Origin of the sequence: Amycolatopsis keratiniphila (assembly GCF_000400635.2) — a bacterium.
GTDB classification, from domain to species: Bacteria; Actinomycetota; Actinomycetes; order Mycobacteriales; family Pseudonocardiaceae; genus Amycolatopsis; species Amycolatopsis keratiniphila.
In genome coordinates this window covers 1,743,022-1,758,352 of record NC_021252.1, presented here as the reverse complement: position 1 = coordinate 1,758,352, position 15,331 = coordinate 1,743,022, and the positions used below count along the sequence as shown (strand labels likewise).

At 68.8% G+C, this 15,331-nt stretch carries 15 protein-coding genes; 7 read left to right on the top strand and 8 right to left on the bottom strand.

Translation table 11 applies throughout. The features are described 5' to 3' along the window. From paaD to paaZ, 5 genes are read right to left on the bottom strand one after another with little or no spacing between them, the layout of a single operon-like run. Positions 1-489, bottom strand: a complete 489-nt coding sequence (paaD, locus tag AORI_RS49260) for a 1,2-phenylacetyl-CoA epoxidase subunit PaaD (RefSeq protein ID WP_016332044.1) — start codon at positions 487-489, stop codon at positions 1-3. After that, positions 483-1,340, bottom strand: a complete 858-nt coding sequence (paaC, locus tag AORI_RS49255) for a 1,2-phenylacetyl-CoA epoxidase subunit PaaC (protein WP_016332043.1) — start codon at positions 1,338-1,340, stop codon at positions 483-485. The genes paaD and paaC overlap by 7 nt, the downstream gene beginning before the upstream one ends. 1 nt (position 1,341) lies before the next feature. Beyond that, positions 1,342-1,626: a 1,2-phenylacetyl-CoA epoxidase subunit PaaB gene (gene paaB, locus AORI_RS49250; protein ID WP_016332042.1), complete on the bottom strand. Its 285-nt coding sequence runs from the start codon at positions 1,624-1,626 to the stop codon at positions 1,342-1,344. Continuing rightward, positions 1,623-2,564 carry a 1,2-phenylacetyl-CoA epoxidase subunit PaaA gene (gene paaA / locus AORI_RS49245; RefSeq protein WP_016332041.1) on the bottom strand — a complete coding sequence of 314 codons (942 nt, stop codon included), beginning with the start codon at positions 2,562-2,564 and terminating at the stop codon, positions 1,623-1,625. Before paaA ends, paaB begins: the two co-directional genes overlap by 4 nt. Then, a complete protein-coding gene (paaZ, locus tag AORI_RS49240; RefSeq protein WP_016332040.1) occupies positions 2,561-4,591 on the bottom strand; it encodes a phenylacetic acid degradation bifunctional protein PaaZ in 2,031 nt (676 codons plus the stop codon). Before paaZ ends, paaA begins: the two co-directional genes overlap by 4 nt. A 204-nt stretch (positions 4,592-4,795) precedes the next feature. Between paaZ and paaI the strand changes: the two genes are divergently transcribed. The 3 genes from paaI to AORI_RS49225 are packed head-to-tail and all read left to right on the top strand — an operon-like array spanning position 4,796 to position 7,055. Then, on the top strand, positions 4,796-5,179 hold the full coding sequence (paaI, locus tag AORI_RS49235) for a hydroxyphenylacetyl-CoA thioesterase PaaI (RefSeq protein ID WP_016332039.1): 384 nt from the start codon (positions 4,796-4,798) through the stop codon (positions 5,177-5,179). Between the two features lie 2 nt (positions 5,180-5,181). Next, the gene (gene paaK, locus AORI_RS49230) at positions 5,182-6,465 is read left to right on the top strand and encodes a phenylacetate--CoA ligase PaaK (protein WP_016332038.1); all 1,284 of its coding nucleotides are present in this window, start codon (positions 5,182-5,184) and stop codon (positions 6,463-6,465) included. Continuing rightward, the gene (locus AORI_RS49225; RefSeq protein ID WP_016332037.1) at positions 6,462-7,055 is read left to right on the top strand and encodes a TetR/AcrR family transcriptional regulator; all 594 of its coding nucleotides are present in this window, start codon (positions 6,462-6,464) and stop codon (positions 7,053-7,055) included. The genes paaK and AORI_RS49225 overlap by 4 nt, the downstream gene beginning before the upstream one ends. Positions 7,056-7,143: 88 nt before the next feature. Here AORI_RS49225 and AORI_RS49220 read toward each other — a convergent pair whose 3' ends face one another. Then, positions 7,144-7,410, bottom strand: coding sequence for a hypothetical protein (locus AORI_RS49220; RefSeq protein ID WP_016332036.1), 267 nt, complete (start codon positions 7,408-7,410; stop codon positions 7,144-7,146). A 125-nt stretch (positions 7,411-7,535) separates the two neighbouring features. Here AORI_RS49220 and AORI_RS49215 point away from each other — a divergent pair, with 125 nt between their 5' ends. Then, positions 7,536-8,201, top strand: a complete 666-nt coding sequence (locus tag AORI_RS49215; protein WP_038517900.1) for a TetR/AcrR family transcriptional regulator — start codon at positions 7,536-7,538, stop codon at positions 8,199-8,201. On the opposite strand, the gene AORI_RS49210 is transcribed toward AORI_RS49215, so the two are convergent. Beyond that, positions 8,128-9,156, bottom strand: coding sequence for an AraC family transcriptional regulator (locus AORI_RS49210; protein ID WP_016332034.1), 1,029 nt, complete (start codon positions 9,154-9,156; stop codon positions 8,128-8,130). The two genes, AORI_RS49215 and AORI_RS49210, sit on opposite strands and share 74 nt — an antisense overlap. An 80-nt stretch (positions 9,157-9,236) precedes the next feature. Between AORI_RS49210 and AORI_RS49205 the strand changes: the two genes are divergently transcribed. Genes AORI_RS49205 through AORI_RS49195 form a run of 3 tightly spaced genes read left to right on the top strand, consistent with a single transcriptional unit; the run spans position 9,237 to position 13,527 of the window. Beyond that, the gene (locus tag AORI_RS49205; protein ID WP_016332033.1) at positions 9,237-10,352 is read left to right on the top strand and encodes a winged helix DNA-binding domain-containing protein; all 1,116 of its coding nucleotides are present in this window, start codon (positions 9,237-9,239) and stop codon (positions 10,350-10,352) included. A 53-nt stretch (positions 10,353-10,405) separates the two neighbouring features. Continuing rightward, complete coding sequence (locus AORI_RS49200; protein WP_016332032.1) at positions 10,406-11,863, top strand: flavin-containing monooxygenase; 1,458 nt, start codon at positions 10,406-10,408, stop codon at positions 11,861-11,863. Beyond that, positions 11,860-13,527 (top strand): GMC oxidoreductase, encoded by a 1,668-nt coding sequence (locus AORI_RS49195; RefSeq protein WP_016332031.1) that lies wholly within the window; start codon positions 11,860-11,862, stop codon positions 13,525-13,527. Before AORI_RS49200 ends, AORI_RS49195 begins: the two co-directional genes overlap by 4 nt. A gap of 158 nt (positions 13,528-13,685) precedes the next feature. Here the strand turns inward: AORI_RS49195 and AORI_RS49190 are convergent, their stop codons facing one another. Further along, positions 13,686-15,176 (bottom strand): chitinase, encoded by a 1,491-nt coding sequence (locus AORI_RS49190; RefSeq protein WP_016332030.1) that lies wholly within the window; start codon positions 15,174-15,176, stop codon positions 13,686-13,688. Between the last annotated feature and the right edge of the window lie 155 nt (positions 15,177-15,331).

Sequence of the window (15,331 nt, the reverse complement as noted above, 5' to 3'; positions counted from 1 at the left end):
CTAGATCTCCTTGACGTGTTCGAACGGTTCGAGGCAGAACCGGCAGCGGCGCAAGGCTTTGCACGCGGTCGCGCTGAACCGGGACTGTTCCTCGGTGTCCGCGGAACCACAGTTCGGGCAGCGGACCGACGACACCGGCGGGCTCAGCGTGAGCGGGATCGGCCCGGTCCGCCGCGGCGCGGCTCCCGGCGGCGCGATCCCGGCTTCGGCCAGTTTCCGTTTGCCGTCCTCGGTGATCCAGTCGGTGGACCACGCCGGCTGGAGCACCGTGCGGACCTCGACCTCGCCGTAGCCCGCGCCGGTGAGCGCGTGCACGAGGTCGTCGCGCATGGTGTCCATCGCCGGGCAGCCGGTGTAGGTCGGGGTGATCGCGACGACCACCCGGCCGTCCTCTTCGGACACTTCACGCAGCACGCCGAGGTCGGCGAGGGTGAGCATCGGCAGTTCCGGGTCGGTGACCGTGGCCGCCACGGCGTACGCGGTCACCATGTCGCGTCCGGATGTTCCCTGGCGACGCTCTGCAGCGTCGCCAGCAGGTAGCCCATCCGCTCGGTGTGCACGCCGTCGCGGCCCATCCGGCCCGAAACCCCGGCGATGGCACCGGTTTCGGGCCGCTTCAGCGTCGCGACGGCCAGCACCTGGTCCAGGATCGCGTCGAACTCCGGCCGCAGCGACGGCGACTCGACGAACTCGACCTCGTGCGCCGCGAAAAGCTCGTCCACGTAAGGCCAGACCGCGTCGAGACCTTCCTGCATCCGCGCGTGGGACAGCTCGGTACCGTCGCCGAGGCGCACGGCCCACTGGGCGGCGTAGTCGCGGTGGTACGCGACTTCCTTGACACCCTTGTCCGCGATGGCCGCCAGCACGGGGTCCACAGAGGACTGCAAACGCTGGAGCAGCGCGAGGCGCCAGATCGAGAACACCAGCAGCCGCGCGATCAGATGCCCGAAGTGCCCGCCTTCGAGTTCGGCCAGGCGGACGTTGCGGTATTCCTGCTCACTGCGGAAGAAGGCGTACGAATCCTCCGAACGCTCGCTGCCGTCGGCCTTGCCCGCACGGGCCAGCAGCAGCCGGGCCTGTCCGAGCAGGTCGAGCGCGATGTTCGCGATCGCGACCTCGTCCTCGAGTTCGGGCGCGTTCGTGCACCACTCCTGCAGCCGGTGCGAGAAGATCAGCGCGTCGTCGCCGAGCATCAGGCAGTAGGCCGCCAGCCGCGCACCGTCCACACCGGACGGAACCGTGGTGTCCACACCGGACAGCGGATCCTCGAACCCGGTGCCGAAGGCCCAGCGGGAGTCGTTCTCCTCGGTGATCGCCTCGTAGGCGTTGTCGAAGCTCATGTCAGATGTGGGGAACGTTGTCGGGGATTTCGTAGAACGTCGGGTGCCGGTACACCTTGTCGCCGCTGGGCGCGAAGAACGGATCCTTCTCGTCCGGCGAGGACGCCGTGATAGCGCTCGCGCGCACGACCCAGATCGACACGCCCTCGTTGCGGCGGGTGTACAGATCCCGCGCGTGGTGCAGCGCCATGTCGTCGTCCGCCGCGTGCAGCGAACCCACGTGCACGTGGTTCAGCCCGCGCTTGCCCCGGACGAACACCTCGTACAACGGCCAGTCGTGTTTCATCGCGAACCCTTCTTCGCTGCGTGCGCCGAGGCGGCTTCCCGCACCCACGCGCCGTCTTCCTGGGCCCGCCGCCGGTGCGCGATGCGCTGGGCGTTGCAGGGGCCGTTGCCCTTCAGCACGTTCTTGAACTCGTCCCAGTCGACGGCGCCGAAGTCGTAGTGCCCGCGTTCGGCGTTCCACTTCAGGTCCGGGTCCGGGAAGGTGACGCCCAGCGCCTCGGCCTGCGGAATGGACATGTCGACAAAGCGCTGGCGCAGCTCGTCGTTGGTGTGCCGCTTGACCTTCCACGCCATCGACTGCGCGGTGTTCGGCGAATCCGCGTCCGGCGGGCCGAACATCATCAGCGACGGCCACCACCAGCGGTTCACCGCCTCCTGCACCATCTCGCGCTGCTTCTCGGTGCCGCGCATCATGGTCATCAGCAGTTCGTAGCCCTGCCGCTGGTGGAAGGACTCCTCCTTGCAGATGCGGATCATGGCGCGCGCGTACGGCCCGTACGAGCTGCGGCACAACGGGACCTGGTTGCAGATCGCCGCGCCGTCCACCAGCCAGCCGATCACGCCGACGTCGGCGAAGGTCAGCGTCGGATAGTTGAAGATCGACGAGTACTTCTGCTTGCCGTTGATCAGCTTGTCGGTCAGATCCGCGCGGTCGGCGCCGAGCGTGGCGGCCGCGGAGTACAGGTACAGCCCGTGCCCGGCCTCGTCCTGCACCTTGGCGAGCAGGATCGCCTTGCGCCGCAGGGAAGGCGCGCGGGTGATCCAGTTGCCCTCGGGCTGCATGCCGATGATCTCCGAATGCGCGTGCTGCGCGATCTGCCGGATCATCGTCTTGCGGTAACCCTCCGGCACCCAGTCACGCGGTTCGATGCGCTGGTCGCGCTCGATGGTCGCCTCGAAATGCCGTTCGAGGTCTTCCTCAGGGAGGGTCGCTGTCATGACTGCTCCTTGGCGACGAGGGTCAGAACGTCGTACTTGGCGACCGAGTCGCCGTCGGCGTTGGTGACGTCGGCGTCCCAGCGGACCTCGCCGTACTCCTGGTCGATCCGCGGGGTGATCTGCTTGGCGGTCAAGGTCACGGTCAGCGAGTCGCCGACCTTGACCGGGGTGAGGAAGCGCAGGTTCTCCAGGCCGTAGTTCGCCAGCACCGGGCCGGGTTCGGGCGAAACGAACAGGCCGGCGGCGAACGAGACGACGAGGTACCCGTGCGCCACGATCCCGCCGAACAGCGGGTTCGCCGCCGCGGCCTCGGGGTCGGTGTGGGCGTAGAAGGTGTCGCCGGTGAACTCGGCGAAATGGTCGACGTCCTCCTGGGTGACGGTGCGCGGGCCGGCGACCACGGAGTCGCCGATCTTGAGCTCCGCCAAGGACTTCCGGAACGGGTGGACGTCGCCTTCGGTGCGCGGCGCACCCGCGACCCAGCGGCCGGTGACCGTGCTCAGGGCGGCGGGCGAACCCTGGACCGCCGTGCGCTGCATGTGGTGCAGCACGCCGCGGACGCCGCCCATCTCCTCGCCGCCACCGGCACGGCCGGGACCACCGTGCACCAGCTGCGGCATCGGGGAACCGTGACCGGTGGACTCCTTGGCGTCTTCGGCGTCCAGCACCAGCAGGCGGCCGTGGTACGGCGCGACGCCGAGGACGACCTCGCGCACGAACTCCTTGTCGGCGGAAACGACGGAACCGACGAGGCTGCCGCCGCCGCGGGCGGCGAGCTCGATGACCTGTTCGGTGGAGGTGTAGGGCAGCAGCGTCGACACCGGGCCGAACGCCTCGACCTCGTGCGGCTCGGAGCGCTCCGGGTCGGCCTTCAGCAGCACCGGCGAGATGAACGCGCCGCGTTCGGCGTCCGCGCCGACGACCTCGACCTGTTCCGGGTCGCCGAAGACGACCGTGCCGACGTCCAGCAGCGCCTTGAGCGACCGCCGGACCTCCTCGCGCTGCTCCAGGCTGGCGAGGGCACCCATCCGGACGCCCTCGGCGGCCGGGTTTCCGACGGTGGTCTTCGCCAGCCGTGCGCTCGCGGCCTCGGCGACGTCGTCCAGCAGGTCGGCGGGTACGAACGCGCGGCGGATGGCGGTGCACTTCTGCCCCGCCTTGACCGTCATCTCGGTGGTCAGCTGCTTGACGTAGAGGTCGAACTCGGTGGTGCCGGGTTTGGCGTCCGGGCCGAGGATCGACAGGTTCAGCGAGTCGGCCTCGGCGTTGAACCGGACGGAGTTGCGCACGATCGCGGGGTGCGCGCGCAGCTTCTGCGCGGTCGACGCGGAGCCGGTGAACGAGACGAGGTCCTGCGCGGTGACGTGGTCGAGCAGGTCGCCGACGCTGCCCGCGACGAACTGCAGGGTGCCCTCGGGCAGGATGCCGGATTCGATGATGATCTCGACGAGCCGCGCGGTGAGGTACGCGGTCTGGCTGGCCGGCTTGATCAGGCTCGGCACCCCGGCGAGGAACGCGGGCGCGAACTTCTCCAGCGGACCCCAGACGGGGAAGTTGAACGCGTTGATCTGCACGGCGACGCCGCGCAGCGGGACGGCGATGTGCTGGGCGACGAAGGTGCCGCCCTTGCTGAGCGGCTCGACGTTGCCGTCGACGTAGACGGTGTCGTTCGGCAGTTCGCGCTTGCCCTTGCTGGAGTAGGCGAACAGCACGCCGATGCCGCCGTCGATGTCGACCATCGAGTCGCCCTTGGTCGCACCCGTCCGCGCCGAAAGCGCGTACAGCTCCTCGCGGTGTTCGCGCAGGTGGGAGGCCAGTGCCTTCAGCAGCGCGGCACGCTGGTGGAAGGTCAGCTCGCGCAGCGCGGGGCCGCCGACACGGCGGCCGTACTCCAGCGCGGCGGCGAAGTCGATGCCGTCGGACGAGACCCGGGCGACCTCTTCGCCGGTGGAGGCGTCGTGCAGCGGTACGCCGTCGTTGTCCGCCGTGTGCCATCCGCCGGAGACGTAGCTGCGCAGCAAAGCCATGGGGCGACCCTTCGATGGTGGGATTTACAGACCGTCCGTTCAGTAATTCACTGTAGCTCCTGACCGGGGTCTTGCAAACCCCCCGACGGCGGTGGACCCTTGACATCTGCCCGAAAGCGCGCCTTTACTTGCGGCACCCTTCACCAACCGTCCATTCGGTCAGTAACTAGGTGGTCAGGCTTGACTAGCAACGCCGCGCACACGATGTTCGCCGACGACCAGGCGTCGAAGGCGCTGGGCATCGAGCTGATCGAGGCCGCCGAGGGCCACGCCGTCGCCACCATGCGGATCACCGAGACGATGGTCAACGGCCACGACATCGCCCACGGCGGCTACGTCTTCCTGCTGGCCGACACGACCTTCGCCTGCGCCTGCAACAGCCACGGCCCGGTGACCGTCGCGTCCGGCGCGGAGATCTCCTTCGTCGCCGCCGGCAAACTCGGCGACCACCTCATCGCCACCGCCACCGAGCGGACCCGCTACGGCCGCAACGGCATCTACGACGTCACCGTGCACCGGGAGACCCCCGACGGGCCGGAGGTCGTCGCCGAATTCCGCGGCCGCAGCCGCACCATCCAGAAGGCGTGACGATGACTTTCAGCGACGAAGCCGAGAACCTCACCATCGACGAACTCCAGGCGCTGCAACTGAAACGCCTCCAGTGGACGCTGCGGCACGCGTACGACAACGTGCCCTTCTACACGCGGAAGTTCGACGAAGCGGGCGTTCACCCGGACGACTGCAAGGCGCTGGAAGATCTGGCGAAGTTCCCCTTCACCACCAAACAGGATCTGCGCGACAACTACCCGTTCGGCATGTTCGCCGTGCCGGAGTCGCAGGTCAGCCGCATCCACGCGTCCAGCGGCACCACCGGGAAACCGACCGTCGTCGGCTACACGTCCGAAGACATCGACACCTGGGCGACGGTGATGGCGCGCTCGATCCGCGCCGCGGGCGGGCGGCCGGGCGACAAGGTCCACGTGGCCTACGGCTACGGCCTGTTCACCGGCGGGCTCGGCGCGCACTACGGCGCCGAAAAGCTCGGCTGCACGGTGATCCCGGCGTCCGGCGGCATGACCGCGCGGCAGGTGCAGATCATCACCGATTTCAAGCCCGAGATCATCATGGTCACCCCGTCGTACATGCTGACGCTGCTCGACGAGTTCGAGCGGCAGGGCATCGACCCGCAGGCCAGCTCGCTCAAAGTAGGCATCTTCGGCGCGGAGCCGTGGACCGAGCAGATGCGCACGGAGATCGAGGAACGCGTCGGCATCGACGCGGTCGACATCTACGGCCTGTCCGAGGTGATGGGCCCCGGTGTCGCGCAGGAATGCGTCGAGACGAAGGACGGGCTGCACATCTGGGAGGACCACTTCTTCCCCGAGGTGATCGACCCGTTCACCGAAAAACCGACCGACGCCGAGGGTGAGCTGCTGTTCACCTCGCTCACCAAGCAGGCGCTGCCGATCATCCGGTACCGCACACGCGACCTGACCCGGCTGCTGCCGGGCACCGCGCGGCCGGCGTACCGGCGGATGGAGAAGGTGACCGGGCGTAGCGATGACATGATCATCCTGCGTGGCGTCAACGTCTTCCCCACGCAGATCGAGGAAGTCGTACTGGTGACCCCCGCGCTCGCGCCGCATTTCCAGCTGATCCGGTCGACGAAGGGCCGGATGGACCACCTGACCGTCCGCGTCGAAGCGCGTCCGGACGCGACCACCGAGCAGCGCGCCGAGGCCGCCGCCCGGCTGATCGCCGGCGTGAAGGACGGGGTCGGCGTGAGCGTCGGCGTCGAGGTCGTCGATCCGGACACGCTGGAACGCTCGCTGGGCAAGATGCGCCGCGTCGTCGACGAACGGGACCGCGGTTGAGCACCCCCGCCCGCCGGGGGCGCCCCGGTTACGACCTCGAGTCGCTGCTGCTGGTCGCGGTGAAGCTGTTCAACGAGCGCGGCTACGACGGCACCAGCATGGAGGATCTCTCCCGCAAGCTCGGCATCACGAAATCCGCGATCTACCACCACGTGCCGAGCAAGGAGGAGCTGCTGCGGCTCGCCGTCGACCGCGCGCTGAACGGCCTGTTCGCCGTCGCCGCCGAGACCGAATCCTTCGAGGGCAAGGCGATCGAAAAGCTGGAGCATCTGGTGCGGGGCAGTGTCCTGGTGCTGGTCGACCAGCTGCCGTTCGTGACCCTGCTGCTGCGGGTGCGCGGCAACACCAAAATCGAACGGGCGGCGCTCGCGCGGCGGCGCGAATTCGACCGGCTCGTCACGGAACTGGTGAAACAGGCCGAAACCGAGGGCGACGTGCGGCCGGACATCGATCCCGCCGTCACCGCGCGCCTGCTGTACGGCATGGTGAACTCGCTGATCGAGTGGTACCGGCCGCGTCGGGGCTCCGCCGGGACCGAGCTGGCGGACGCGGTGTGCAAGATCGCCTTCGACGGCCTGCGGACCCAATAGCCGGATCACGCGTGATTGGGGCCGTAACTCGCGTGATTGGGGCCGTTCCGCCTTCAATCACGCGAGTTACGTCTCCAATCACGCGAGTTCAGCTTTTCGGCGGCCGCGCCTGCCAGACCAGCGCGTCGCGCAGCTGCTGGATGAGCTGTTCGTCGTCGGCCTCAGACGGGTCCACGCCGAGCGGGATCCAGCGCTCGCAGACCTCGGCGCCGTTCTCGAAACTCGTGATCACGATCCCCGCGTAGGAGACGCTTTCCTCCCCGGTGTCACCTTCGATGCGGACGTCACGATGCTGCAGCCGCACACTGACCCACCGCCCGGCGCGGCGAACCGGATCGCGTTCAGCACTGGTCATTCGTCCCTACCCATGACACCCGGTCCCCCCGCCCCGAACGTCGCCGTGCGGGCCCCAGGGGTTACCAGCGGGTTGTTCCGAATGAGTAACGGCAGGCGGTCACGTGAAACGGTTACGCTCGGCCCATGAGCACCGATCCGGAGGCCAGGCGGCGCCGCCTCGAACCGGCCGCCCGGCGCGCCGAGATCCTCACCGCGGCCCGGCGGCTGTTCGGCGAGGGCACGTACGCCTCGGTCTCGACCTCGGACATCGCGAAAGCCGCCGGGGTGGCCCGGCCGCTGATCAACCACTACTTCGGCGGCAAACGCGAGCTGTACCTGGAAGTCGTCCGGCAGATGATGATCGTCCCGGCGCCGGTGATCGAGAACCTGCCGGAGACGACCGCCGAAGAGCGGCTCGCGATCAGCGTCCGGCACTGGATCGAGGTCGTCGAGCGCAACGAGCAGGCCTGGCTGACGGCGATCGGGCCGGAGGCGGTGGGCCGCGACCCGGAGATCGAGCGGATCATGCTGGAGGGCGACGAGATCGCCGCCGATCGCGTGCTCGCCGCCGCGTTGATGAGCGACGTCACCGAGGGGCGCGAAGAACTCCGCGCGATGATCCGGTCGTACGGCGGGATGCTGCGGGCGGCGTCACGCGAATGGCTGATCCGCGGCACGCTCGGCCGCGAGGAGCTGCGGGTGTTCCTCACCGAGTCGATCCTGCATCTGCTGCGGGTCACCTACCCGGCCGTGCTCGCAACGCGTTCCGCCGGGCGTAGGCCGCCGGCGTCATCCCCTTCCAGCGTTTGAAGGCGTAGATGAAGCTCGACGCCTCCGCGTAGCCCAGCCGCAGCGCGACGTCCTCCACGGTGAGCGCGCCGGTGTCGAGCATCTCCTCCGCCAGTGCCTGGCGGACCTCGTCGAGCAGGGCCCGGTAGCCGGTCCCGGCCTCGAACAGCCGTCGCCGCAGCGTGCGCGGACTCACCGCGAGCTGCCGCGCGACTTCCTCCATACCCGCGTCGACCCCGCCGAGCCGCACCAGTCTTTCCCGCACCTGCTGGGCGATCCCGGACCGCTCCCGTTTCCGCGACACCAGCAGGTCGCATTGCGCGGCGCACACCGCGACGGTCTGGTCGTTCGCCTGCGGCAGCGGTTTGTCGAGGAGGAGCGGGTCCAGGGTGGCGACGTGCGACGGCGCCGAGAACGACGGCGCCAGCCCGAAGGTCCGCACGTATTCGTCCACAGTGGAGGGTTTGTCGTGCCGGAAGGCCAGGGAACGCAAGGAGATGTCCGGCAGGATGTCGCGCATGACGGTGTGGATGGCGCCGAGGTCGCGCAGCAGCAGGAAGCGGGCGACGTCGCCGGGCACGCGGCTGTCGTCCATGGCGAGCGCGAGCCGTCCCGCCTCGACGGTCACGTGCGGGATGCAGAAGGTGAAGCTCAGGTCCAGGTAGCGCAGGGCGAAGCGCATCGCGTCCCCCAGCGTCGGGCTGCTGATGCACGCGAAGCCGAAGATGCCGAACGCGCTGACCCGGTATCGCCTGCTCAGCCGGAGCGCGACCGCGTCCTCCCCGCCGAGCCCGCGGACCAGGGCCCGTACCACCGCGAGTTCCTGACGCGCGTCGACCTGGCCGTCCACGGGGGCGTACTCGTAGGACTCCAGGCCCTCGACGCCGTTCTCGGCGGCGAAGCGGGCCATGAGCACGATGCTCGCCGTGCCGCGCGGGTAGTCCCAGTCCCGGATCACCGGCGGCGGTAGTTCCATGGCCGGGATTATGGATCCCCGGACGACGATCGGCCCATTGAGGACCGTAACTGTCCTTGATCCCCTTTAGGGTGAGCGGTATGTCCGACACGTTGAGCAGGCGCGCGCTGAACCGCGCCATGCTGGACCGGCAGTTGCTGCTCCGGCGTTCGAAGATGACCGCGCTCGAAGCGGTCGAGCATCTGGCCGGGTTGCAGGCGCAGGCGCCGAACCCGCCGTACTTCGCGCTGTGGACCCGGCTGCACGGCTTCCGCCAGGAAGACCTGGCGAGTCTCCTGCTGGACAAGAGCGTCGTGCGGATCGCGCTCATGCGCGGCACGGTGCACCTGGTCACGCCGTCGGACGCGCTCGCGTGGCGCCCCATCGTGCAACCGCTCTACGACCGCTCGGTGCTCGGCAACACCCAGTTCGGCCCGGACATCAAGGGCCTCGACCAGCAGGAGATCGCCCGCACCGCCCGCAAACTGCTCGGCGAGCGGCCGCTGTCGTCGGCGGAACTCGGCGCGGAACTGGCGAAGCGGTGGGAGGGCGTCGCGCCGTCGTCGCTGGTGCACGTCGCGCGGGCGTTGCTGCCGCTGGTGCAGATCCCGCCGCGCGGCGTCTGGGGCAAGTCCGGGCAGCCGACGTACCAGACCACCGGGGACTGGCTGGGCGCCGAGCCGGACTCCGCGCCGTCGCCGGAAGCGATGTTCCGGCGCTACCTGGCCGCGTTCGGACCGGCCAGCGTGCAGGACGCGCAGGCCTGGGCCGGGATCACGAAACTCGGCGACGTCGCCGAGCGGCTGCGCCCGGAGCTGCGGACGTTCCGTGACGAGAACGGCCGCGAGCTCTTCGACCTGCCCGAAGCCTCCCGTCCGGATCCGGACACGCCCGCGCCCGCGCGACTGCTGGGGCCGTTCGATCAGACCGTCCTGTCCTACGCCGACCGCACGCGGGTGATCAGCGACGAGCACCGCAAGGTCGTCATCACCCAGAACGGCCTGGTCAAGGGCACGATCCTGGTCGGCGGGATGGTGAAGGGCTTCTGGGAGATCAAGGCGGTGAAGAAGACGGCTTCGGTGGTGATCACGCCGTTCGAGCGCGTCCCGAAGCGGGATCTGGAAGCCCTTGAGAGCTCGGCGCACCGCCTCCTGGCCTGGGCGCACCCGAAGGCCGAGACCCACTCGGTGGAGGTCGTGGCCGAAAATCTCGATTGAGTGGCCGGTCGTGTACTTCCACCAGGGATGACCGCTGGGTAACTTCGATCGGCATGGGCGATACGAGCGTGCTGATCGTAGGGACGGGCTTCGGCGGGGTCGGGACGGCGATCGAGCTCAAACGCGCCGGGTTCGAGAACTTCACCATCCTGGAGAGCGCCGGCGAACCCGGCGGCGTCTGGCGGGAGAACACCTACCCCGGCGCGGGCTGCGACATCCCGTCGCCGCTGTACTCGTTCTCCTACGAGCCCAACCCCGACTGGCCGAAGCGGTTCTCGCTGCAGCCGGACATCCACGAGTACCTCAAACGCGTGGTGCGCCGCTACGGGCTCGAACCGCACATCCGGTTCGGCGTCCGCGTCACCTCCGCGGCCTTCGACGAGGAGCGCGGGCTGTGGCGGGTGGAGACCGCGGGCGGCGAGACGTTCGAGGCGAACGTCTTCGTGCCCGCCGTCGGCCAGCTTTCGCGGCCCGTCCAGCCGGACATCCCCGGCCAGGAGACCTTCGAGGGCATCAGTTTCCACTCCGCGCACTGGGATCACGACGCCGACCTGCGCGGCAAGAAGGTCGCGGTGATCGGCACCGGCGCGAGCGCGATCCAGTTCGTGCCCGAACTCCAGCGCCAGGCCGGCGAACTGACGGTGTTCCAGCGCACCGCGCCCTACATCATGGCGAAACGGGACACCAGCTACCGGCGCTGGCAGCAGCGGCTGTTCCGGCACCTGCCGGCGACGCAGCTGCTCGGCAGGCTCCGGATTTTCCTGCTCGCCGAGTACGCGACGTACGCGATGACGAAGCATCCGTTGCTGGCCAAGGTCTTCGAGCTGCGGACGGCCCAGCTGCGCCGCCGTCACATCAAGGACCCGGCGCTGCGCGAGAAGCTCACCCCGGACTACCCGCTGGGCTGCAAACGGATCCTGTTCACCAACGAGTACCTGCCCGCGCTGGCGCAGCACAACGTCGCCGTGGAGACGCGGCGGATCAGCGCGATCACCCCGTCCGGCGTGCGCACCGAGGACGGTGTCGAGCACGAGGCCGACGCCATCGTCTACGGGACCGGCTTCGCGGCGACCGACTTCCTCGGTGAGCTGAAGGTGGAAGGCCTCGGCGGAAAAGCGCTGTCGGACGCGTGGAAGGGCGGTGCGCGGGCGTACCTCGGCATGACCGTGCCGGGCTTCCCGAACCTGTTCTGCGTCTACGGCCCCAACACGAACCTCGGCGCGGGCTCCATCATCTACATGATCGAACGGCAGGCCCGCTACATCCGCCAGGCCGTCGAACACCTCACCAAACCGGGAGTGTCCTATATGGACGTCGTCCCGGAGGTCGAGCAGCGCTACGACGAAGAGATCCAGCGACGGCTCGGCCGCAGTGTGTGGACGACCTGCGCCAGTTGGTACCGCCAGGAGAACGGCCGCGTGAGCACGAACTGGCCCGGTCTGGTCACCGAATACGACCGCCGGACGAAGACCCTCGACCTCGGCGACTACCGGACGGTGGGACCGCGATGAACTACGACGTGCTGGTGATCGGCTCCGGTTTCGGCGGCAGCGTGACCGCGTTGCGGCTCACCGAGAAGGGCTATCGCGTCGGCGTGCTGGAGACCGGCCGCCGGTTCGCCGACGACGAGTTCGCGAAGACGTCCTGGCGGCTGCGGAAATACCTGTGGGCCCCGAAACTGGGCTGCTACGGAATCCAGCGGCTCACCCTGCTGAAGAACACCTTCGTGCTGAGCGGCGCGGGTGTCGGCGGCGGCTCGCTCGTCTACGCCAACACGCTCTACGAACCCCCGGACACCTTCTACCGGGATCCGCAGTGGGCGCACATCACCGACTGGAAGGCCGAACTCGCCCCGCATTACGACCAGGCGAAACGGATGCTGGGCGTGGTGGAGAACCCGCTGGTCACCCCGGCCGACCGGGTGCTGCGCGAGGTCGCCGAGGACATGGGCATCGCGGACACCTACCGGCCGACCCCGGTCGGCGTCCACTTCGGCGAGCGCGACGTCGACCCGTTCTTCGGCGGCGAAGGCCCGCTGCGGAAGCCCTGCACGCACTGCGGCGAGTGCATGACCGGCTGCCGGGTCGGCGCGAAGAACACGACCGTCAAGAACTACCTGTACCTGGCGGAGAAGGCGGGCGCGGAGGTCCATCCGCTGACCACCGCGGTGTCGGTCCGGCCGGTCGACGGCGGCTACGCGGTGGACACCGTCCGAACAGGACGGTGGGCCCGCAAGGGCAAGCGGACCTTCACCGCCGAACAGGTCGTGTTCGCCGCCGCTTCCCTCGGCACGCAACGGCTTCTGCACTCGCTCAAGGATTCGGGCACCCTGCCCGAGCTGTCGCCGCGGCTGGGCCTGCTCGCCAGGACGAACTCCGAGGCCGTGCTCGCGGCGCGCTCGCTGCGGAAGGACACGGACTTCACCCGCGGCGTCGCGATCACGTCGTCGATCCATCCCGACGCCGTGACGCATGTCGAGCCGGTGCGCTACGGCAAGGGCAGCAACTTCATGGGCCTGCTGACGACGGTGCTCGTCGACGCCGAGCCGGGCAAACGCCGATGGGTGCTGGGCGCGCGCGAACTGTGGCGGAACCGGCGGCGGCTGGCGCGGCTGCACAACCCGCGACGGTGGTCGGAGCGGATGGTCGGGCTGCTGGTGATGCAGACGCTGAACAATTCCGTGACCACGTACACCAAACGCGGGCTCTTCGGCCGCCGGATGACCACGAAACAGGGCATCGGCGAGCCGAACCCCGAATGGATCCCGGCCGGGCACGAGGTCACGCGGCGGGTGGCGGACAAGATCGGCGGACTGGCGCAGGGCGCGTGGACGGATCTGGCGAACATCCCGATCACCGGGCATTTCATCGGCGGCTGTGCGATCGGTGACAGCGCCGAGACCGGCGTCGTCGACCCGTACCAGCGGGTGCACGGGTATCCGGGGCTGCACATCGCCGACGGCTCGGCGATCTCGGCGAACCTCGGCGTGAACCCGTCGCTGACCATCACCGCGCAGGCGGAACGCGCGATGTCGTTGTGGCCCAACAAGGGCGAGGAGGATCCACGGCCGCCGCTCGGCTCCGCCTACCGGCGCCTGTCCCCCGTCGCCCCGCTGAAGCCCGTCGTCCCGCCGGAGGCCCCGGCGGCGTTGCGGTTGCCCCTCACGCCCCTCTGACCCCCGTTCCAAGTGTCATGAAAGGGTCGTTCAGGACACAAAATGTCCTGAACGACCCTTTCATGACATCCGAGACGGCCTCAGCAGCGCCGCCTATGGAAAGGGCGGAGCACCGTCGCCCGCGCGACGACGGTGCCCCGCCCCGGTCTAGCGGATCATCACGGGAGGCCGGCCAGGCCCGCGCTCACCGTGTTCGACCACGCGTAGCCCTGCGAGGCGTCCCAGTTGATCGACCAGGTCATCGCGCCCCGGATCGTCGGGTACGTCGTCGAAGGCTTGAACGAGCCGCAGTTCGTGCCCTTCGCCAGGCAGTTCAGCGCGTTGACCGTGTTGCCGGGCGCCTGGTAGCCACCACCGGCCGCCGAACCCGACGCGGGCAGGCCGAGACCCACCTGGTCGGCCCGCAGGCCGCTCTGCAACTGGATGCAGGCCAGCGCGGTGAGGAAGTCGACCGTGCCCTGCGAGTAGACCTTCTGGTCGCAGCCGAGCATCGTGCCGCTGTTGTAGTACTGCATGTTGACGATGGTCAGGATGTCCTTGACGTTCAGCGCCAGCTTGAAGTACTCCGCCGCCGGGCTCTGCATGTCGATCGTCTGCGGCGCCATGGTGATGATCGAGCCGCCCGCCGCGTGGATGCTGCGCAGCGCCTGCGCCATGTAGGTCGCGTTGACGCCGTTCTCGAGGTCGATGTCGACGCCGTCGAAGCCGTAGGTCGCGATGAGCGACTTCATGCTGTTGGAGAAGTTCGTCGCCGCGGCCGCGGAGTCGACGCGGATCGTGCCCTTCTCACCGCCGACGGACAGGATGACCTTCTGCCCGCGCGCCTGCGCCGTCTTGATGTCGGCCTTGAACTGCGCGTCGGTGTAGCCGCCGAGCTGGCTCGACAGACCGGAGTCGAGGGTGAAGCTGACCGCGCCCGGCGTGGCCGTCGCGTCGGCGAAGGACACCGCGATGATGTTGTACTTCGTCGGGACGTCGGCGAGCTTGAGCGCCTTCGCGCCGTTGTAGAAGTTCTGCCAGTAGCCGGTGATCACGTGCTTCGGCAGGTTCCCGGTCGGCGGGGTGCTGGTCGTGGTGGTCGGCGGGTTCGACGTGGTGGTCGTCGGGCTCGTGGACGTCGTCGGCGTGGTCGGCGTCGTGGTGGGCGAGCCGCCGGGGCCGTCGAGGTTCACGTCGTCGGCGAAGTACGCGGGCTGGCCGTACCAGCCGTGCAGGTAGATCTCGACGCTGGTGGTGGACGCGCCGGTGGTGAAGCTCAGCGAAAGCTGGCTCCAGGTGCCACCGCCCTGGGTCCAGGTGTTCTTGTCACCCGTCCCGGTGCCGGTGACACCGAGGTAGGTGTAGCTGCCCTGCACCCACGCCGAAAGCGTGTACGCGGTGTTGGCCTTGACCGCCACGCTCTGCGAGCAGCGGGCGTTGTCCTGTCCGGCCGGGGTGGCGCTGAGCGCACGGGTGCCCGAATGGACCGGCGTGCTGACCACCGCGTTGGTGCCGGAGCAGGTCCAGCCGCTCGTGGTCCCGAGTTCGAAGCCCGGGTTGGTCAGGATGTTGGCGGCCGAGGCGTTGCCCGAGACCGCGAAAGTCACCCCCAGGCACACGGCCAGTGACGACAGCAGGGCGAGGAACGCGTGTTTCGGCTTCACTTTCACGACTGGCCTCCACGAACGGGTGATGTCGGCCACATCAAAATGGTACAGACCAATACAACTGTCAAGGGTTCGGTTAGGGGAGGCCATACGAAAGTCGGCTCGGCGCGAGCGGCAGAATGCAGGGTCCGAGAGCACCCGAGGGCGGATTTCAGGAG

What these genes read in the sequence shown, in the direction of transcription:
- paaD (WP_016332044.1), bottom strand. Translation starts at nt 489, where the DNA reads ATGGTGACCGCGTACGCCGTGGCGGCCACGGTCACCGACCCGGAACTG.
- paaC (WP_016332043.1), bottom strand. Translation starts at nt 1,340, where the DNA reads ATGAGCTTCGACAACGCCTACGAGGCGATCACCGAGGAGAACGACTCC.
- paaB (WP_016332042.1), bottom strand. Translation starts at nt 1,626, where the DNA reads ATGAAACACGACTGGCCGTTGTACGAGGTGTTCGTCCGGGGCAAGCGC.
- paaA (WP_016332041.1), bottom strand. Translation starts at nt 2,564, where the DNA reads ATGACAGCGACCCTCCCTGAGGAAGACCTCGAACGGCATTTCGAGGCG.
- paaZ (WP_016332040.1), bottom strand. Translation starts at nt 4,591, where the DNA reads ATGGCTTTGCTGCGCAGCTACGTCTCCGGCGGATGGCACACGGCGGAC.
- paaI (WP_016332039.1), top strand. Translation starts at nt 4,796, where the DNA reads ATGTTCGCCGACGACCAGGCGTCGAAGGCGCTGGGCATCGAGCTGATC.
- paaK (WP_016332038.1), top strand. Translation starts at nt 5,182, where the DNA reads ATGACTTTCAGCGACGAAGCCGAGAACCTCACCATCGACGAACTCCAG.
- AORI_RS49220 (WP_016332036.1), bottom strand. Translation starts at nt 7,410, where the DNA reads ATGACCAGTGCTGAACGCGATCCGGTTCGCCGCGCCGGGCGGTGGGTC.
- AORI_RS49215 (WP_038517900.1), top strand. Translation starts at nt 7,536, where the DNA reads ATGAGCACCGATCCGGAGGCCAGGCGGCGCCGCCTCGAACCGGCCGCC.
- AORI_RS49210 (WP_016332034.1), bottom strand. Translation starts at nt 9,156, where the DNA reads ATGGAACTACCGCCGCCGGTGATCCGGGACTGGGACTACCCGCGCGGC.
- AORI_RS49205 (WP_016332033.1), top strand. Translation starts at nt 9,237, where the DNA reads ATGTCCGACACGTTGAGCAGGCGCGCGCTGAACCGCGCCATGCTGGAC.
- AORI_RS49200 (WP_016332032.1), top strand. Translation starts at nt 10,406, where the DNA reads ATGGGCGATACGAGCGTGCTGATCGTAGGGACGGGCTTCGGCGGGGTC.
- AORI_RS49195 (WP_016332031.1), top strand. Translation starts at nt 11,860, where the DNA reads ATGAACTACGACGTGCTGGTGATCGGCTCCGGTTTCGGCGGCAGCGTG.